The sequence below is a fragment of the Paenibacillus algorifonticola genome (genome assembly GCF_050481745.1).
GTDB lineage: Bacteria > Bacillota > Bacilli > Paenibacillales > Paenibacillaceae > Pristimantibacillus > Pristimantibacillus algorifonticola_A.
On record NZ_JBCNGR010000009.1, the window covers coordinates 42,011 to 60,403 of the forward strand.

An 18,393-nucleotide genomic window follows, 5' to 3' on the forward strand; every position below is an offset into this window, starting at 1 on the left:
ACAATCATCGCTTTACGATTAATATAGGTGGCAATATTTTGTTTGTCAATAAAAAAAGCAGTCCACGTCACTTTACATGACATGAACTGCATGTTTACGCGGTCACCGCATCATTATGCAGCTTTAGCATGTACGGCTTTGGCGTCGGCTTGCTGCTGCCAGCCTCCAAGGCATAGAGGACAACGAGCAGCGTATGCATATTTTTCTGGATTGAGCCGTTCGCAAAATACGCTTCCAGATCAAAAGGCAGCCGCTCGATGACGGCATGCTTATGCAGCTCCTTCTCCGACATGCCGAGCGCCGCAAAGGAGTCCGACACCTTCTCCGGGCGTTCGACGAGACTGCGCATATGGCTTCCCCATACCGCTTTGTCCATCGTGAACTCCCACCATGTTTTACGCGGCTTATATTTATGGTTAAGGAAATAATCGTATTTCATCAGTCCCATAATGACGTCCATATCCGGACCAGCTTCGCCAGCCGCTTGCTGCTCAAGCTGGTAGCTATTCAGGAACGACCACAGCCGGGAAAATAAATCCTCCAGCTGATGCCCGATTTTCTGCCAGCCCCGCTCCTCCCAATAGTCGCCAAAGTCCTGGAAGAAATCGAACGGCGACGGGAAAACCTGCTCCACCAAATACATGAGCGTGCGGTCCATCCGGTGCGCATTCCAATATTTCTCCAGCACATCCTCGACCCGCTTCATACGAACTATATCGCCGAAAGGCATCAGGTCATTGCCGAGCATTTCGTAAGGCGCACGGTCCATGTAGATGTAGCCCCATTTGTCGGCGTCATTGCGCAGCCCTGTGCCGCGCAGCATTTTCAGAAAGCCGAGCTGCATTTCTTCTGGCCCGAGCGCAAACACATCGTTAAAGGTGCCTTTGAACGTATCGTAGTTTTCGAGTGGCAATCCAGCGATTAAGTCGAGATGCTGGTCGATTTTGCCCGATTCCTTCACCTTCGTCACCGTCCGCACGAGCTTGGACCAGTTCTGTCTGCGCTGAACCGCTTCATTCGTCGGGTCGTTCGTTGACTGCACGCCAATTTCGAAGCGGAACACGCCTGGAGGCGCATGCTCAGCCAAATAGTCGAGCACCTCAGGGCGCATAATGTCTGCTGTGATTTCAAATTGAAAGACGCAGCCGTTATGATTTTCGATCAAAAATTGAAAAATTTCCAGCGCGTAATCCCGCTTAATATTAAACGTCCGATCGACGAATTTAATCAGCTTCGCTCCAGCATCAATCAAATACAAAATATCCGCCTTCGTCCGCTCCTTGTCGAAATAACGCACGCCCACCTCGATGCTGGAGAGGCAGAATTGGCAGCTGAACGGACAGCCCCGGCTCGTCTCAAAATAAACGACGCGGCTGGCCAAATGCGGCACATCCTCGGCAAACCGATGCGGTGACGGCAGCGTTGCAAGATCCAGCTTCGGACGGCCCGGATTAACCAGCGCCTCAATATAGCCCTCGCGCTGCTTGCGGTAGGCGAGCCCGAATACCATATGGTACTTGCCCGCGCCCTCGATCTCGGTTAGCAGATGATGGAACGTCTCCTCGCCTTCACCGACGACGATAAAATCAACCTCGGGAATGCGCTCCATCCAATGATCGGTATCGTAGCTTACTTCCGGCCCGCCGAGTATGATTTTCACCTGTGGACTGACCTTGCGCAGCATATTGATGACCGTGATCGTCTCTTCAATGTTCCAAATGTAGCAGGAGAAGCCGACCACATCCGGCTGGCGGGAGTAGATATCCGATACAATGTTCATAACGGGATCTTTAATCGTGTATTCGGCAATATCAATATCGAATTGCTCGCCGCTGTAGGCTTTCAGACAGCGCAGCGCAAGCGATGTGTGAATAAATTTTGCGTTTAATGTGGAAAGTACTACCTTCATCTCGTTACCTCGCTCATTGTTTTGTCACTATTGTCTATCATTGTACTACAGATGAGGGTTCCCGCACAAAAGAAAAGGCTGCCGGTGGTCGCTTACGCTCCCGCCAACAGCCCGATCATTTAGCTGTGAAGATTAAGATGAAGGATTTAAATAATAAGTGCTAGTCTTTCATGCTAATATAAAGCTGGTCTTTCAGCTGCATATCGAGAACCGGGAAGCGAACCTTCCACTTGTTGTCGCCAAGCGCTGTCACTTCATTTTCGGCAAAGCCGCGCGGCTGGAAGCCGAAGGTACGATCGAAGGAGATGATGACTTGAATCGTCTCGCCCGGAAGCATGCGGTTCAGCTCATGGCCCAGGTTAATGGCCCAGCTGCGAATATCGTTAGCGGAAGAACCGCCATAATACGTATAAAAGCGCGGATCAATATCAGCCGTCAGCACGATCCAGCCCTGCGAATCCCGCTTCACTTCCCAATTGCTGAAGCTTGCTGTGCCATCGCCTGTCGATACGGAGCCAAATTCTTTCTTCATCAGTGCTGTGATCGTTTCCATCGAAGCGCCTTTTAGCGTATCGGGCAAAATCGCTGGCAGGAACAACACATCCTCCTGCGGGCTTTCCGGCAGCAATCCCATCAAGAGACTTGCATGGGCAACCGATACAGCAAAGTTCAGATCGGCCTGCGATGTATAGCCTGCGGTAGTAATCCCAACCAGATCGCCGTATTCATCGAACAGCGCTCCACCGGAGCTGCCGTGGTCGATTGGCGCACTTGTCTGGATATAGGTGAGGCCATCCTCGTACGAAATGTTACTTACCAGACCGTCAGATACCGTGTTCTGGATACCAAGCGGACTGCCGATGGCTACAACTTTATCGCCTTTTTCCGGAACCGTATAGCCTACGCTCACCGGCTCCAAATACAGCGACTCATCCGTCTGAATAATTGCAAGGTCTGAGCTTGGGCGGTTGACAACGACGCCTTGAACCTTGTATTCATCGCCATAGATCGACGTAATCGTTGCCGAGCTTGCATCTTCAATGACGTGATTGTTAGTCAAAATCCAACGATCGCCGATAACGACGCCGCTGCCAAGCGCTTTATTCGTTGTGATCAGGACGACGCTTTCGTCGTTTTGCTCCACAATTTCCTTAGGCGTCAGCTTTGTGCGGTCATCCTCAGGCGTTTCCTCGTACTCCTCGTAAGCTTCTGCCCACTGTTGTTCTATGGAGGTGATGCGAACGGCTTGCGCCGCATTATCCCATTTCACTTTGGCGCCAAGCGCCTCGGCCACGAAACGGGTCGGCACGAAGGTGATGCCATTTTTCACGGCAGGTGCTGCATCAAGCTTAACGGTCTTCCCGTCGACAACCGCTTCTTTCTTGCCTACGGTCAGCGATACCGTCGTTGTGTTTTTGCGTACGATAATCGTCTGTGTCTTCTCCACCCAAGTGATCGAAGCGCCCAGCGCCGTAAAAATCTGCCGCATCGGCACGAACGTCACGCCGTTTTTTACATAAGGAGCGGCCGGAAGCGAAAGCTTGCTGCCGTCAATATAGACTTTAATAGCCTGCGTCGTAGACGCTGCTGTCGTAACAGCGCTTGCAGCTGAAGCCGTCGAAGTCGTTCCAGCCAGCGGCGACAGCAGCAAGCCAGTAACGAGCAACGGGGCTAGCAGCGTTTGTGCTAGTTTTGTTTTCACGTATGTATTTCCTCCAAATTTTTGTCGATTACCTGGGGCGTTTTTAATGATAGATTGAGTCCCGTCCGCAAATGATAGAGACACCAAAAGAAAGGCGGAACCTAGCCAAACAGATACTCTCATGGTACCATTTTCTGTTGTTGGTTGTCTATTGGAATGGGAGTGGGGATTGATAGAGTTGATGGATTTGGGAGATTTAAATAGATTATGCATTTTTTCTAGCAAAGATTCCGTTTTCTAAGAAATGGATAAGAACGGTTGTGCCAGAGCCAAATAAAATTTCATATCATGCTCCACCTTAATTAATTTCTGATTTTAATAAGCTACGTAGTTTAGTAGCTAACGTTTCCATATGGTTGTTATTAAACCACTCGGCTTCTGACCAGAACTTGTTATATTGAGTCAATTGAAGGTATGCTGCCAGCACCTCTTCTCGGTTCTGCTTAATTGTAATGCCCTGACCCAGCAACTTTGACAATACATCGAAGCAGGTAATGCTCTCTCCTCCAGCCTGCATCTCATCACATAAATCTTTTGCAAGCTCAACTCCATCCATTTCATCACTAGTAAATTCTATATGTTCAATAAATATAACTCTCATCTCCTTATTAAACATAAATAATTTCATCAACAAAATCATCGACTATTAATAGACTAGATGTCGGGATGATAACCATACCATTTTGCTGCCTTAAAATTTCTGAACAAAGCCTCAGTCTTGCTCTAATAGCATTTTTCCATATGTCATCCATCCACGGGAAGCAGAAAATTTGTTTTTCCTGCCCCAGCCCAATAGCCGCAGAAGCATTCCAGCGCTCATTACTTATATGTTTCATTTGCCTATCCAGACGGGAGGGAGACAACTCAAACCTATCAATCAGTTCATCCACCATGTGGTTATTTGAAGTGTAACTTTGCAGTTGCTGACGGATAGTCTTTTGTCGAAACAATGAGGTTATAGCACTTGGCTCATGTGCTTCTCCAACATACCATCCATACGTTTTAAGTGTTCTAGAATTAGCTAACTTCTGGTTAACTAGCAAGCTTCCAGCGTAACTTCTTACCCGGCCTGCTAAAAGATAGGAAATTGCCCATCCTCCTCGACCAGGCTCACTTATAATGGCATAAACTTTTCCTGGGGAAAACGTATATGAAAAGTCAGATAGAGTCTCCTTCCATGTAGGGAAATTATGCATGGATGGCTTGCAAGAAAGTGATATATTCTTTAGTTCTAGTTTTTCCAGCATGGATGCTTCTCCTCTTTGGACCCTAAAATAAACCTATCGAACGTTCATTTTGCTTTTTCCATCTTAAAAAAAGTTCCATTATCGAATACAATGATTTCATTGCTGTTAGTGAGATAAAAGGTCGCTCCGATTTCGTTCCAATATTCTTTAAGCCCACTATCCGTATAAACTTCAATCATCGTCACATCATCTTGAGTTATATCTAAATTTTTCAATAGAACATTATGATGGATTAAAAAATCTTCATTTGAAACAACCGTCTTTTTATAAAATGGATTTTCAAGTTTTTTCTGATCGAACTGCGAGTATTTAATGGAATAGTCCACTCTTTTACCCAGTAAACTCTTAATATCTTTTTCATCATAAATACTTACTGTACCCAATTTAAAATCCTCTTTGATTATCCAAGCACCAAAAAATAAATGATCCAGTGATTCAGTACTATTGTTATAGTTTAGCGTTGGTGAAGCCTTTTCTTCGAAATTTGCTTTCACTCCACAACCTGATAAAAGTATCAATACACAATAGAAAACAAAAAAATGAATTATATTTTTTCTCATTATATAGATTCCATTTTAGCCATAGCTAACCCCTCATTTATAAAGATTTACTCCTAAAATCGGCCCATAACTTTATATTAAAATAATTCAACATAATAACCGCAGCGTTCCCTTCTTCCTTCAATACATGCTAATAACTCTTTCAACGTTTTTTTCGGACTACCCAATTGTTGATTCAATTCATTCACCGTTTCTTCCCAAGATCGTTCCATCCTCATATTATATAAAGGATCTACTTTACAATCAGATGGCAAATAAATAGCGGGACCAAATCTTTTTCCAAAACGGCTTAAATCCCTTCGTAGTCGATTTTGCAACCGTTCATCTTCTAAGAGGGTGTACCAACCTATTATGATGTCAAAAATAAAGAAATGCGCTCCAAGTTGAATATCAAATCCATGCACATTTAGAAATTCAAGTTGGCCAGAAATACTCATACATTCTGGGGAATGAGTATCCTTTTTGTTATAGGTCCATTTCCAAATTTCTTGAGGATTTGATGTATCTAGCATGATCTCAGTGAGCTTTTTGCATGCAAGCCCCAAGTCAGATCCCTGATTTTGAAAAATCGCAGTGAATGTTGATCCCATATATCCTCCTTAATGTTTCTAAACCCATATGTGGTTGATTGAACAACTTAAAATTATATCTCTTCATTAGATGGTAGCGGTATCAAGTCCTTCTTCTCTTTTTTCCACCAAAATGAGTTTAAGCCATAATAAATATCATTGGCCCATTCTTCAGGCAGCATATGAAACAACAAACTCTCATCATCGAAACTCTTCCCGGCCCAATGTCTGTTTACCCGTCCCAAAGCCTCATTGTTTGAAATATTAAATAGTTTTACCATTTCATTAATGACTTCATCACAGTACTGTTCAGCATTAATTGAGACCTGAAAATGATACTTGTTCAAAGTTTTATCTACTCTCCTTCACCAAAGCCTTAGACACCTAGTAGCAGATGAATTGACCTATCCAAATTTGAGGGAAACGACATTTTAAAAAGTAAATGGGCTAAACGTACGGTAAGCAGACTGAACTATTTCACAGGTCATTCTATAGGAATAACTATTTTACTTTTTACAAATACATGGACGAGATATTTTGAGTTGTGCTCTACTGGTACATATCCTGGAGCTAAATAAAATGCTTTTCTTTCTCCATCCATTTCCACTAGTATTCTATCACTATCATTATAAATTTTTTCACTACTTAAAATTATGACTTCCTTACTTTGATATCCAATTATAAATGAATCTACAAAAAGGTTATAAAATTGTATAGCAGTTAGTAATCCAAACCAAAATCCACAGACGTAAATTCCTACAAATAATATTTTTCTCAGTTTAATTAAATTAGATTTAACTCTTTCCACATTGCAAAAAAAAGTTCAAAAAATAATAAATAGCTGCCCACAAAGTGAGTTGCAATCTTGAAACTCTTGATATTTCGCTCAAATCTATCGTACATTAGAAAGATTATACTAATCATAATGATAACAACGCAGAAAACTAAGATTCTCATCCATTTCATGCTTGATTGTCTCATGTATCTCCCTTCTTAGAGAAAGCTAGTTTAAATCTCTGAATTAAGCTTCATTTGCTACTGGCCTCTACGAATAAAGATGATGATTTTGTATCCGAGCGACGATTACAGAAGCCAAGAAAAATGAGCGAACCCCGATGGATCCGCTCATTCATGAGGAAGGGATTACCTACATCTTTGACTGCGGTTTTATGGATTATGGCGCCTTTGACTCATACTCTGAACGCGAATATTGAATCTTTAGAGAACTTTGCGGTCCCCTACAGATAGGAAAGTTCATCTACGACTCAAACAATTCTATTAATTGTTCGTAAAAGCAAATGAGAAAAGTAGATAGACGACGCTTAGTTAAATTCCTTAATTCCCCAAATAAACATGTTTGAAGATTTATATAACACTAGTGATTACTTTTATCAAGTCATAATCATAAATATTGAGATAGCTTTTGGGCGTAAAGTATTTTCTAAAGGATGCTCTTTTTATAGGATATACGATTTCCCATTCATCCATATTTAGATTGGCATATCGAACTTTGGTTTCCTTATCTTTTTCAAAACTTTCGACGTTACCTATTAATAAAAATCTATTATCCAATTCATACCATATAAAATCAAACTCCTTTTCGGATAGAAATTTTTTTGGGCTATTCCTAGACACTCTCACAGCAAGGTTCTCTTTCAAATGTGAATTAATATTTGTTTTTGCAATCCAACCTGTATCAAGTACATATTTAGATTCCGTTACACAAATATATTCCCCAGTATTTAGCCTTTGTTGTGCTTCGACGAGTTTAACCGAAAATTTTATAGGAATAAAGTTCAGTAAAATTGGAGTTATTACTACAAATAACGAAAAAGAGATTACTATTCTCTTCACACTCCCAACTTTATTCAGCATCATTTACATCATCCTTATCTTGTAAACTTCAACAATGTCGCTCCACTTGCGGCTTCAGGGTATCTTGCAGAGCCGGTACTGGAAAACCCATATGACATCCTCGCTAATTCAACAAATTCAGCGTAGGCAGCCCATTTACCGCCTAATGTTCTGTACCAGTAATTCCATGCGAGAATATAATAAAACTGGTTATCTTATCATAATTCCACTATCTAAGAAATGAATCGGGATGGTTGATCCCGAAGCGAATAAAATTTCATGGGATATTATCTTTTCATCAACAATTAGAAGCTCATGGTATCCCCAATCCTTAGAAAATGCTTTCTACACAAAAAGAAACCACTTGGAGTTTTCACACTCACAAGTAGTATCATTATATGTTTTAGATTCCTTTAAGTCCTCCTATCAACGTAATTATTACCATTATTACAGAAAATACCACTGTTATATATCCGCTTATTTTAAATCGCTTTATCATTGCTTTTGTTGCTTTCTTTTGATTCTTGAAACTTGATGTTGTTCTAATCATAAACTCAGTATAAAGTATATTTAGTACACCAAACCCACCAAATACCACTAAAAAAAACACACTCAAAACTATTCGATCTGTCATTTATTCCCTCCTTAGAGATAATACAAAGGTGTGCTTGGCTCTACTAAATTTAAGGATAATAAAACTCTTTTATCAAATAAATTGTTACACTCGCATATAGTGAAACAAATTCAATTAAATATCAAAAATACCTTTCACCCAGCTCAGCATCTTTTATATGGGCTATCCTCTTCATTTCGAAATATGTTCCACCATCATCATACATGATTAAAGTATTATCATCTTTTATATAAAACATGGTTCCAATATCTGTAACATAATTACCGACGCTATTTAGAACATGAACAAAGACAAAATAATCACCGTTTATCCCTATTTCGTTAAGTGGTGGCATATATGCGATGTATTGCCTCCTAGGATCGCGAACTGGAATAATGGCTATTGAGTAATTAGGGTTTTCTATTATTTCCTTACCATCTAATATTACTTTATCCTCTGAATAAATTATCTTTTTTCCAACCTCTTGTTGTACCACATCTAGGTCAGGAGGAAATCTTTCATCTGTACCTGCAACTTTACTAATTTCCCATTCACCATAAAATAATTTATACGCAGTATCATTAAATTGGGGAGCCCCCGTTTCTGTACTTTCCTGAGGCTGTTCCTTATATTCAGAACATGAGGTAATACTCAAAAATGCAAAAATCAACAATACTGCTAACATAATTTTGCTAAAAATATTCCTCTGCATTCACCTTACCTTGTCCTTTCGATTACTTAATGGAGTGTACATTCACATGTAGCAATTCCTTAGTTCAATTTTTATTACCGTTATCTATAATTTCACCAGTCTTAGGAATTAGCAGCTTTCAAGGCGTTATCGATAGCGAAATTACTATCTACTGTCCAACTATCTATGTCAAGTTCTCCAGGATCTAGCTTACTGTCATCTCCTAAAACCCTCATATCCTTTATCTTTTTCTCTATTAGAGTATGTTAAGTTGACTTCACCAACCATATTTTTGTCTAATATCATGAATATTTTACTCACTTAATACTTTTCGCCTAGTGTAATAATTTGAGAATCAGAGTAATTTTTCAATTGGAAGGCGGTATTTAATCCCCCTTAAAGATTTTATTAAAATGATATCATCATCAAGTATATTTTGATTTTTCGCAATTAATATTTTAAATTGAATACAGTTATATTCATCTAAATTAGTGAAATTGATTACAGGATATTGAGGTAAAACTTCTTTTATTTTGTTTTGAAAATACCCCAAACTTTCTTTACATCGCTTTCTTCTTTTTAACTGTTTTAAATATTGAGAGCTACTTTTATATCTTTCATCTGAAAAGAAGATGCCTTTAGGAAAAAATCATATATTTCTTTAAAAATTCTATCCAACTGGTTCACCTCTACATATTGAACAACTGCTGTGCTTCAATAAGAATTTCGTCCTGATTCGCTTCTAGCTTTTGGATTATGATGCTGCTGCATGCCTTTTTCTCGCTTTCGGTAAGGCTATCGGCTATAGCTTCTAATAGCATGAAGGATTGCATTCTAACTTCCATGGCAGGACTGTCTAGGAGCCCTGTAATGATTTCAATATATGGTCGATAATCAAGGTTTTCTAAAGCATAAAGGAGTGTTCCTCTACTCTTTATCGTTTTAGGATGCTGTATCATTTCAATTAGAGGTTTAACAGCCACATTATCAGCAATATCTGAAAGGGCAATCGCAATGACATTTCTTAATTTATTGCTCTCTGTTTGCTCTAACTGTTTTAACAATAAGGGCAAATATGCCCTGTTTTTTGTTGCGCCTATATGCTCTATGAATGGAATTGCCTCTTCTATTTCTGCCTCTGTAATAAATGGATGCAAGTTTTGAAGCTCCAACAAGTTTCACCTCTTACTTTTTATCTTGCTCGTAGACACGATAACCTCGGCAACTCAGCAAATATTAGTTTGCCTCTAAATCTTTAATAATTGTTTGTTCAGAGTCACTAAACACAGATATATCTGTATTTTGTATGTATTTTTTCGTGGATAAATCCAGTACCGTATAGCCGTTTTCACCAACAACATATAAGATACCGTCCTTTTCCAAATATTCTTGCACATCTAGATCAACCGTTTCCGCTGTACTAGGGATATATAATGCATTCGTATGTTGTTTTTCCCTTGAATTATCATGAAATTTGACAATTTACACGTCATTATCAGAAAACATACTTACCGTATCTTTTCCAGCACATGAGCACAATAAGGCGAGAATACTCAGAGCTAATATGACTTTCTTTTTTACTACTATCGATATGATTTCCACGATGTTCTTAGCTCCTTAAATAAGTTTCTATACGTATTTGATAAATTGTTCTTTTGCGTCTTCTCATTCAATCCATCAATCGTTTCAAACTACGTTAATTTAATTATATCGTCATACAACAAATGCTGATGCTCTGGCAGCTCTTGATTATGATGAAAATGACCAAAAAACCATTTTTCATACTCAAGCTTACCTTTGATTTCATTGAAATAGTCATGCATCTGATCATTATCTACAGGATTTAATTCCTCAAAGTTCAAGGATAGCCACTTCAAAGCATCAGCTGAACATGTATGGGTAATGACATAGTCCACCTTCCATGAGCATTGATCCAGATTTTGGAGTCCCTCTTCATATTCCGCATAAGATGGCATTTCCCTCGGCCATCAAGAGATGTCAACCTTGCGTTATTGTTTATCATGTGAAGCTGCTCCGCCAAATGTAAAAAGCTTTTTCCCTTCGAGCTCAAAGATCTGACCTCTCATCAAATGGATAATGCTTGGCGTAATTTTATGAACCTTGCCGCCCTTCCACTCCTCGACCGGGTAGGCTTCAAGAAGATTGAAATTTTCGTGGTTCCCATCGATAAATAAAGTAGTCCAAGGTTTATTCGTTAGCCAATTGAGCCAATACCTGTCTTCCCGATCCCCCACCCATAGCAAACCAAAATCGCCAGCTATAATGACATAATCATTTTTGGTCAGCGTTTTTCCGATAGGAAAATTTTTAGAGTTAAAACGTCTCCCAACGCTGATTGATCCGTGAATATCACCCGTTATGTATATGGACATCCTACCCATCCCTTTCAAAAAAACTAGTCTCACCAACACATCGGCCACTAGTTTTTTGCATATAAGAAAACCATTAAATCATTGTTCTTGCTTTCTGGAATAGGGCTAGCTTTATTTTTCTGTCACGTTCAGATGCCGTAGGCTCTTTGAATGCCTTTAGCCCATTTCCAGCTATAGCTCCATGATCCAGTGCAAAATCTAAAGCATGGTATGCCCGTAAATAGAGTAGATTCATGACTTGATCAGTGTCCACCTTCTCCCCAGACCTTACTTTTTCTCTACATTTGAAGGCCTCTGCTTCCTTATGATAAGCATTCCCGCTTAAAAATTGCTCTAGTTCAATTACCTGAGCCGGGCTTAAGCTGTCTTTTTTCATCTCAGTAATAAGAACACTCTCTAGGCCAATGAACCCATTCGCTTTATATTCATGCAGGATTTCATTAAAAAGCGTCATATCGATATGCCCCTGCTCCGCTATTTTTCCACTAAAATAGGCGAAAGCAATATGCTCCTTCACATGAGGGTGCATTTCAACCTTATCCCTAGCATTGTAAATGTTACTTAAGGCTTTAGGTGAAGGCATTCCATGAAGTTCCAGTTGCTCATCTAGATCCATTTTTGCGAGTAATATATTAATAGATTCGATTATTTGATCATCTTCATTGTCATTCTCTAAATGGATTGCTTCTAACTCTTCAGCAGAAATTACGGTCTCACATAGACGTATAAATTGTTCTAACACCTGCTTCTCTGGAGCCATAGATATCCCTCCACGTCTGCTATTTTATTTTTCTGGTTAGGAATCAATATAAGATCCTCATTTCGGATATTCACTCTTTTACATGATTAGCCGCCTTCTAGCCAATCCATATTTCTTCTCTATCTAATGACATCATATCTTCTGTTTTCATTGACCAATATTCTTCTAGGCATTCATTTATTTTGGAGGATTTATCTAAATTAAACATCCCAATAAGGCCTGCTAAAGTATCATGAGCTACCAGCAACAGCTCATCTTCTTCAAAGATGATTTTTATACCCACATCAATTTCTACAATCCATTTATGGCCTTGATATCGCCACATCACCTTATCCTTGATAATGGAAATATTGATTATCTTTTTTCCTTTACAGATTTCCTTGCAATTAGGCAAAACGTCTTGAACTTGTGCCAATTCAAACCTGGGATAATCATCCTTATCCGACCCCTTAGAGGGATTATTTTTTATGACTATTTTCGATTGATAGCTTTCGATAAATATACTTAAAGCAACTACGCCAACCTCATCAACAACGATATTGTATGTTCCATTTCCAATGAGACTTTTCAGCAGACCTATATCTTGAGACGATATAACATTTTTAATGATATGATCCATTCTAGTTTCCCCTTAATCTAAAAATAGTTTATGAAATATGTCTGTTGTGGTTAATTTCTTCTCAAGTGCTTTCGGAGAGATTACTAGAGCTTTCAAGCCCATTACGTTATTAACTATTCCATTACTTACATTTTAGTAGGTTTTGGAATTTTCACAAACTATTTCACAGAATCAAAAAAATGACCTTGGGTTTTCCCCAGGTCAAAGTTCTTTATTTATATCGTAATATTTATTCTTTGGAGTTGTTCCTTTAGACTCCAGTGCTTCGTTTTTTTCCTGCTATTACTAAATCATACAGCACCTTCTCTAATCCATAAATCCCTAAATTCTTCAATTGTCATTGGTTCGTTCATAGCATCATCATGAAAACCTGATTGAAATCCGCAACAAGGACAGATACATTGTGTTGCATATCCAAGTTCATCCCTTTGCGGATAATCCAATCCATCATACCCGCAAACTATACATATATACATTTTTCCATTCTCCTTAATGCTCCGTTTAATCTCATTTAACAAGGTTACACGAAAAAAATCCCTGTCCGTAAAACCTAAATAATATTCATAGTCCTCCTCATCCACAGAGGAGTAATATTCTTGGTGAAATAGCACATTTGAAAATTGTTTAAATTCCGCACCTTGCTTTACAACAACGCATCTAAATAAATGATCAATTTCGATTGCTTTAAGCATTTCCTCTGTTTGCGTTGCTGAGAACCATATTAGGATCGGCGGAGTTTTATCTGGCTCATCCCAATGTGGTATAGACTCCTCCCACGGCAATACCCATTCAGAATTTTTGAATACACACCTGTCTAAAATAAATTTTTGTGTACCTTCATCTTACAAATCCAGATTTCTTTCATAAAAAGAGAAAAGTAACATTGCTCCGTCTTCAAGGAAAAATTGTAACATCTCGGCGATATTCTCATCCGATATATTGTGCTTAATTATGCCGTAAGTCGGCTTAAAAATGATTTCCACTCAAATCATTCCATTCTGGACTATGATGGTAGGACACTCTAGGGAAACACCCATTCGTTATTTTAAAATCGCAACCTTGACTTATAAACCCCATCTGTTGAATAGTACAGTGGTTCTTAAAATGGCTTTCTGTATGGCAAAAAAGTATTTCGTCGTTCCTCTTGAAAAGCCAAGCACAACCTTAATACTATTCTCCGAACCTCTCTAGCCCTACATAAATAATCCTATATTTCTGCTTGCAAAATCTTTATTCCAATTTACTGTCAACATTTTGTAAACTCACTTCTAATTCGGCGTGGTCACCTATTGCATGCGGAACCTCAACAATAATTCCTATCGCATCCTTTGTTAAATAGCTGTAGGTACCGGATGAGGATGAATCTGCTTTTATAAGCATTTGTAACCATTCATCATCTGTAAGGTTATCCAAGAGCTCTTGGGCTTCAGTAATAGGGGACTGAAGCTTGCCTTCTTTTAAGGCAGAGATAAATCCATCATCTATCTGTACTATATCTTTTAAAGATATCTGTGTTTCTGCTTGAATATCTATATTGGTTGTATAATACATGTCTACGGGATGAGCAGCCCCTTGTCGTAACTGTAACCAGTATACTGTATACTCAAATACTTATTATTTTTAAACGTAGTTTTATAGTCGATGTCTGCACTCCAATTGCTGGTTTCTTCTTCAGAATATTTCCCCATATATCCGTATGCATCATCCTGAATCAAACGATTAATAATATCCTGTTTATTAGCGTTCCCTAATCCCGTTATCTGGGGATAGTGAATAACTACATTTGATTTAGATAATGCTTTATCGATCATTTCATAACTTCCTATTGAATCCAATGTGGTTCCATTTCGTTGATCACTTTTTGATAATTCCAATTTATTACCACATCCAGCCAATAGGGTACTTGTGCAAACAATCAAGATAATAAAACCTAGATTTTTAAACATTGTAATACCTCTTCTATATATATTTCCGAACCCAATAATCTAATTTCCGGGACTTTGAATTATTCGTCAAATTTATTGAGCCAATACATCGGCTTCTCTGTACTAGACATGGATTTAAGTGCATCTAATGTTTCTTTCTGTTTCAGCCTAATTGCATCTTGCAGCTTTTCGGGAGCTATATCTCGTATATCTTCCAACATACAGCATTCTTCAAACAACTCAATTATCTCCTTATTCCCATCATTTTGTTTTAGAAGTTCTGCTACATATGGTCGGTAAAGATAGGCATATGCATCTTCAAACGTTAATGCCCCTTCTAGCAAGGAATTAAGCAAACCAAGATTTAATATACATAAAAACTTTTGAATTTCCTCTGAATGCTCCAATTCAATTTTTAATTTCATTGTAACACTCCTTTATTAGCGCATTTCGCTTGACGAGTTACTCCATCCATTTTTCACTTTTTTCTGCTATACAACTCAAGCCTATCCACTTCAAGGAATTGTACCGAAGCTTCGTCAACTGCACCAAAATTAATAAAATTCTCACGAGCCTGGTCAAGGGTCATGCCATTCGGTGAACTATAGTATTGTGGATCTACGTTTCCATCGTCTTCCCAAAAACATACTCGGCAGATATAATATTCACCTTTTTTTGGAAGCGTCTTATATTCACAACAAGGGCAAGTTATTAGTTCCTCCTGCACTCCCTCTACCAAATGACTAGCATTTAATAGCTCTGATATTCTTTTAGATAAAAATTCATTTCTGACACCAATATATTTAACTTTTAGAGCTTCGATAATGAGTACATTGTATTTGTCATCCATTACATACTCAGGTGGTTCATCAGAATTCAATATTTCTCGCTTAAGAGAACCCGGTAAGTAATTAAAAATAGCTTCTTCTTGATCTATTCCCCACCAGTTCAACAATACTTCATATTTCGTTGTATTGTTCATAGTTTGAATCGTATTTCTGATAATATGGAGAATTGCTTCTTCACGTTCCACTATGTGATACCTCACTCTACATTTATGAAGTTGTCTATTTTTGCCTGTGGAATGCCGCAACCTTTGTTATCTAGTTTTTTCAATGTCTACTATATGGGGTCTTGACCAACCATCCACAAGGTCTTTAAATCTGCTAAATTTATTGTAGTATCTGTTTTAATTCTTGTTCAAGACTGTCTGTGAATTTAACAAGGGAGTTTAGTGTTGTACTGAATCTAAACCCCCTATCGACGTGATGAATCTTCCCATACGTTCGGGAAGCCTCGAATATCCATATAGTACATTGTATTTCATTTTCCTCAATTAGTTCATAAAATTCCAACTCATAAAAAAATTCAAATGTGGATATTTCTATTCTTTCAAACTTGTTCTTTTCTTTTTTTTCTTCAATCAATGCCCTTAATTTTGAAAACATTAAGTTCACTTCAAACAGATTTAATTTTGGATTTACCTTAGGATGCATTTTGTATGATTCATTGAATACACATACTTCAAAATCAATCGGAATCCAGTTATTAATATCATCCTCATATTGCATAATTACAGAAGACCTTTTATGAAAAGACAATTTCAAGTGTATATCTCCCGTTGTATTTATCAGTTGAGCCATGAATATTCCTCCCTAGTAACCAAATGGAGATTCAGAAAAACCACCTTGATTAACTATCATCTTCTTAGCAGCATCCCAAAGTGTGAAACCTATAAATGCTTATATTTGCATAAAAAAAAGCCCGTTTACTTTTGGCGGCCCGGCTGTCATACGGCAACCATCATGATGGTTTTCCGTGAAGACCCGCGGCTTTGCGTCCCTGTCTTTCGATCAGGTTTGCCTTTTTCAATTTCAATGGGCTTATTGATTCTTAAACCTACTTTTGACCTAATAGTTCTTTGTACTTAGTATATCGGTTGGATATTTGAAATTTTATACTACATAAGTCATAAAAATAAATATTTTTATTTGGCATGTCATTCCTCATTAGCAGTTCACTCCTTATATTTAGTAAATTCTTGATCATAGAACAGGCAGTTAATCCTATTTGAACTATTAAAAATCTTCCTATTAATCTCCTTGCAAATTATTAGTCGTATGATCAACAAAAAAATGCCCAACCCGCAAATCCACGGGCTGGACCTATCATTTCATATTTAAGTTCACTTTTTAAAGCTCACATTACGATTAATTTAGGCAATATGGCCTACTACTTCAATCCAAAAGCCTGCTCCAGCTCCGCAATCCTCGACTGCTCCATATGCACGATAGCGCCAATGTTTTTCGCTGAAATGGTTGCTTTCGCGCTGTATTCGGCGACCTCTAGGCGGTCGAAGGCGTTCAGCAGGCTTTGCCCAGTGACGATGACGCAGTCATTTTCGGCAATGACGATGGGCGTGTTCTCCTGAAAAAGCTGTGCCGCCTCCTGCGGCTTCGTATACAAATCTCCATACGGGAGCTTAGGAATATTCCGCAGCAAAATATAGCTTTCCGGAATCGTCCGCGAGTCCAGCAGCTCCTCCGTCACCGCAAACGCCATAATGTTGGGCGGATGGGCAATAATAACCGAGTTCACATGCGGCTGCGTTTCATAAATATGCTGGTGAAACTGCACCGAGCGGCTAGGCACCTTGCCCGCCTCCTTCTTCCCGCCGTCGATCCGTACGAGATCTGCTGGCTCCACATATTTACGGTCCTGATCATACGGCGTAATAATGAAGGCATTTTTACCGACTCGATGGGAGAAAGTGCCCTGCGTGCTCGTAAACAGCCGCTGATCGTAAGAACGCTTAATAAGCTTGCACATTTCCCGCCGTGCTTCCTTCTCCTCGCTACTGTAAAAGTCTGGTACAAACTCCTCCAGCAGCAACTCGCGCGTATCCGCCAGTTGTTCGGCTGCCATCGTTACTGGCGTCCCGATCCGATTCGCCTGTATCTCCATCCGTGCGCAATATTCCAGCGTCTCGAATCTTTGAAAGGCTTCGAATAAATCGCTGCCGCCCACCACGACGCCGTGATTTTCCAGCATAATCGTGTTCAGCCCTTCGCTGAATACATCCGCTATATGTTCACCCAGCTCCGCGCTCCCCGGCAAGCCGTATTTCGCCATGCCCACCTCGCCGCAGATCAAATAGTCATTCGGCAGAAGACGGACATTTGGCACTTTACGCACCATGCTGAACGCCACAAGAGCCGGCGGATGCGCATGAACAACCGCCCGTATATCCGGCCTTCTGCTATAAATCATCTGATGAAACGGGTATTCGCTCGACGGCCGGTGATTGCCTGCAATGGAACCATCCGCCTTCACACAAACGATATCCTGCCGCGTCAGCTCCCCCTTGTCGATGCCCGCAGGCGTAATCCAAAGATCGCCATTATCATCCAAAATCGATAAATTGCCGCCTGAAGTCGTCGTCATGCCATAACCGTAAATGCGCTCCATCATCATGACCAGCTGATCGGAAGGATGTAATAAGGTGAATTCCATGTGCGTGTCCCCCTTTTTTGCATTTAATATCTTTGTTT

Annotated in this window: 22 protein-coding genes and 1 riboswitch; all 22 genes read right to left on the reverse strand. The window is 39.5% G+C overall.

Features of this window, described 5'->3' with window-relative positions; all coding sequences use genetic code 11:
* Positions 1 to 94: 94 nt before the first annotated feature.
* The gene (locus ABEW34_RS11885) at positions 95 to 1,909 is read right to left on the reverse strand and encodes a B12-binding domain-containing radical SAM protein (RefSeq protein WP_430158700.1); all 1,815 of its coding nucleotides are present in this window, start codon (positions 1,907 to 1,909) and stop codon (positions 95 to 97) included.
* A gap of 160 nt (positions 1,910 to 2,069) precedes the next feature.
* Complete coding sequence (locus ABEW34_RS11890) at positions 2,070 to 3,611, reverse strand: stalk domain-containing protein (RefSeq protein ID WP_430158703.1); 1,542 nt, start codon at positions 3,609 to 3,611, stop codon at positions 2,070 to 2,072.
* 298 nt (positions 3,612 to 3,909) lie between these two features.
* Complete coding sequence (locus ABEW34_RS11895) at positions 3,910 to 4,227, reverse strand: hypothetical protein (RefSeq protein WP_430158706.1); 318 nt, start codon at positions 4,225 to 4,227, stop codon at positions 3,910 to 3,912.
* Positions 4,220 to 4,858 (reverse strand): hypothetical protein, encoded by a 639-nt coding sequence (locus ABEW34_RS11900; protein WP_430158709.1) that lies wholly within the window; start codon positions 4,856 to 4,858, stop codon positions 4,220 to 4,222. Before ABEW34_RS11900 ends, ABEW34_RS11895 begins: the two co-directional genes overlap by 8 nt.
* Positions 4,859 to 4,902: 44 nt before the next feature.
* On the reverse strand, positions 4,903 to 5,418 hold the full coding sequence (locus ABEW34_RS11905) for a hypothetical protein (RefSeq protein WP_430158712.1): 516 nt from the start codon (positions 5,416 to 5,418) through the stop codon (positions 4,903 to 4,905).
* Between the two features lie 77 nt (positions 5,419 to 5,495).
* Positions 5,496 to 6,008 carry a hypothetical protein gene (locus tag ABEW34_RS11910; RefSeq protein ID WP_430158714.1) on the reverse strand — a complete coding sequence of 171 codons (513 nt, stop codon included), beginning with the start codon at positions 6,006 to 6,008 and terminating at the stop codon, positions 5,496 to 5,498.
* Positions 6,009 to 6,061: 53 nt separating this feature from the next.
* Positions 6,062 to 6,334: a hypothetical protein gene (locus tag ABEW34_RS11915; protein WP_430158717.1), complete on the reverse strand. Its 273-nt coding sequence runs from the start codon at positions 6,332 to 6,334 to the stop codon at positions 6,062 to 6,064.
* Between the two features lie 1,018 nt (positions 6,335 to 7,352).
* Complete coding sequence (locus tag ABEW34_RS11920) at positions 7,353 to 7,865, reverse strand: hypothetical protein (RefSeq protein WP_430158719.1); 513 nt, start codon at positions 7,863 to 7,865, stop codon at positions 7,353 to 7,355.
* A gap of 379 nt (positions 7,866 to 8,244) precedes the next feature.
* Positions 8,245 to 8,475 (reverse strand): hypothetical protein, encoded by a 231-nt coding sequence (locus ABEW34_RS11925; RefSeq protein WP_430158721.1) that lies wholly within the window; start codon positions 8,473 to 8,475, stop codon positions 8,245 to 8,247.
* A gap of 121 nt (positions 8,476 to 8,596) precedes the next feature.
* Positions 8,597 to 9,166 (reverse strand): hypothetical protein, encoded by a 570-nt coding sequence (locus ABEW34_RS11930; RefSeq protein ID WP_430158723.1) that lies wholly within the window; start codon positions 9,164 to 9,166, stop codon positions 8,597 to 8,599.
* A gap of 668 nt (positions 9,167 to 9,834) precedes the next feature.
* On the reverse strand, positions 9,835 to 10,317 hold the full coding sequence (locus ABEW34_RS11935) for a HEAT repeat domain-containing protein (protein ID WP_430158726.1): 483 nt from the start codon (positions 10,315 to 10,317) through the stop codon (positions 9,835 to 9,837).
* A 519-nt stretch (positions 10,318 to 10,836) separates the two neighbouring features.
* A complete protein-coding gene (locus ABEW34_RS11940) occupies positions 10,837 to 11,121 on the reverse strand; it encodes a hypothetical protein (protein ID WP_430158729.1) in 285 nt (94 codons plus the stop codon).
* Between the two features lie 33 nt (positions 11,122 to 11,154).
* The gene (locus ABEW34_RS11945) at positions 11,155 to 11,547 is read right to left on the reverse strand and encodes a metallophosphoesterase (protein ID WP_430158827.1); all 393 of its coding nucleotides are present in this window, start codon (positions 11,545 to 11,547) and stop codon (positions 11,155 to 11,157) included.
* A 64-nt stretch (positions 11,548 to 11,611) separates the two neighbouring features.
* The gene (locus ABEW34_RS11950) at positions 11,612 to 12,298 is read right to left on the reverse strand and encodes a hypothetical protein (RefSeq protein WP_430158730.1); all 687 of its coding nucleotides are present in this window, start codon (positions 12,296 to 12,298) and stop codon (positions 11,612 to 11,614) included.
* A 97-nt stretch (positions 12,299 to 12,395) separates the two neighbouring features.
* Positions 12,396 to 12,917: a hypothetical protein gene (locus ABEW34_RS11955; protein ID WP_430158733.1), complete on the reverse strand. Its 522-nt coding sequence runs from the start codon at positions 12,915 to 12,917 to the stop codon at positions 12,396 to 12,398.
* A gap of 290 nt (positions 12,918 to 13,207) precedes the next feature.
* Positions 13,208 to 13,609 (reverse strand): hypothetical protein, encoded by a 402-nt coding sequence (locus ABEW34_RS11960; protein WP_430158736.1) that lies wholly within the window; start codon positions 13,607 to 13,609, stop codon positions 13,208 to 13,210.
* A gap of 538 nt (positions 13,610 to 14,147) precedes the next feature.
* A complete protein-coding gene (locus ABEW34_RS11965; RefSeq protein WP_430158739.1) occupies positions 14,148 to 14,468 on the reverse strand; it encodes a hypothetical protein in 321 nt (106 codons plus the stop codon).
* Positions 14,469 to 14,470: 2 nt separating this feature from the next.
* Entirely contained in the window at positions 14,471 to 14,863 is a 393-nt protein-coding gene (locus tag ABEW34_RS11970) for a PdaC/SigV domain-containing protein (protein ID WP_430158742.1), read from the reverse strand.
* Positions 14,864 to 14,922: 59 nt separating this feature from the next.
* Entirely contained in the window at positions 14,923 to 15,267 is a 345-nt protein-coding gene (locus ABEW34_RS11975) for a DUF3969 family protein (protein ID WP_430158744.1), read from the reverse strand.
* A gap of 53 nt (positions 15,268 to 15,320) precedes the next feature.
* Complete coding sequence (locus tag ABEW34_RS11980; protein WP_430158747.1) at positions 15,321 to 15,875, reverse strand: CPCC family cysteine-rich protein; 555 nt, start codon at positions 15,873 to 15,875, stop codon at positions 15,321 to 15,323.
* Between the two features lie 139 nt (positions 15,876 to 16,014).
* Entirely contained in the window at positions 16,015 to 16,485 is a 471-nt protein-coding gene (locus tag ABEW34_RS11985) for a WapI family immunity protein (RefSeq protein WP_430158749.1), read from the reverse strand.
* 130 nt (positions 16,486 to 16,615) lie between these two features.
* Positions 16,616 to 16,716: riboswitch (cyclic di-GMP riboswitch) on the reverse strand.
* 358 nt (positions 16,717 to 17,074) lie between these two features.
* Entirely contained in the window at positions 17,075 to 18,355 is a 1,281-nt protein-coding gene (locus tag ABEW34_RS11990) for a class II aldolase/adducin family protein (RefSeq protein WP_430158752.1), read from the reverse strand.
* Positions 18,356 to 18,393: the final 38 nt, after the last annotated feature.

Coding starts and splice junctions, on each gene's coding strand:
- ABEW34_RS11885 (WP_430158700.1), bottom strand. CDS start 1,909: ATGAAGGTAGTACTTTCCACATTAAACGCAAAATTTATTCACACATCG.
- ABEW34_RS11895 (WP_430158706.1), bottom strand. CDS start 4,227: ATGTTTAATAAGGAGATGAGAGTTATATTTATTGAACATATAGAATTT.
- ABEW34_RS11900 (WP_430158709.1), bottom strand. CDS start 4,858: ATGCTGGAAAAACTAGAACTAAAGAATATATCACTTTCTTGCAAGCCA.
- ABEW34_RS11905 (WP_430158712.1), bottom strand. CDS start 5,418: ATGAGAAAAAATATAATTCATTTTTTTGTTTTCTATTGTGTATTGATA.
- ABEW34_RS11910 (WP_430158714.1), bottom strand. CDS start 6,008: ATGGGATCAACATTCACTGCGATTTTTCAAAATCAGGGATCTGACTTG.
- ABEW34_RS11920 (WP_430158719.1), bottom strand. CDS start 7,865: ATGATGCTGAATAAAGTTGGGAGTGTGAAGAGAATAGTAATCTCTTTT.
- ABEW34_RS11925 (WP_430158721.1), bottom strand. CDS start 8,475: ATGACAGATCGAATAGTTTTGAGTGTGTTTTTTTTAGTGGTATTTGGT.
- ABEW34_RS11930 (WP_430158723.1), bottom strand. CDS start 9,166: ATGCAGAGGAATATTTTTAGCAAAATTATGTTAGCAGTATTGTTGATT.
- ABEW34_RS11940 (WP_430158729.1), bottom strand. CDS start 11,121: ATGCCATCTTATGCGGAATATGAAGAGGGACTCCAAAATCTGGATCAA.
- ABEW34_RS11945 (WP_430158827.1), bottom strand. CDS start 11,547: ATGGGTAGGATGTCCATATACATAACGGGTGATATTCACGGATCAATC.
- ABEW34_RS11950 (WP_430158730.1), bottom strand. CDS start 12,298: ATGGCTCCAGAGAAGCAGGTGTTAGAACAATTTATACGTCTATGTGAG.
- ABEW34_RS11955 (WP_430158733.1), bottom strand. CDS start 12,917: ATGGATCATATCATTAAAAATGTTATATCGTCTCAAGATATAGGTCTG.
- ABEW34_RS11960 (WP_430158736.1), bottom strand. CDS start 13,609: ATGCTTAAAGCAATCGAAATTGATCATTTATTTAGATGCGTTGTTGTA.
- ABEW34_RS11965 (WP_430158739.1), bottom strand. CDS start 14,468: ATGTATTATACAACCAATATAGATATTCAAGCAGAAACACAGATATCT.
- ABEW34_RS11970 (WP_430158742.1), bottom strand. CDS start 14,863: ATGTTTAAAAATCTAGGTTTTATTATCTTGATTGTTTGCACAAGTACC.
- ABEW34_RS11975 (WP_430158744.1), bottom strand. CDS start 15,267: ATGAAATTAAAAATTGAATTGGAGCATTCAGAGGAAATTCAAAAGTTT.
- ABEW34_RS11985 (WP_430158749.1), bottom strand. CDS start 16,485: ATGGCTCAACTGATAAATACAACGGGAGATATACACTTGAAATTGTCT.
- ABEW34_RS11990 (WP_430158752.1), bottom strand. CDS start 18,355: ATGGAATTCACCTTATTACATCCTTCCGATCAGCTGGTCATGATGATG.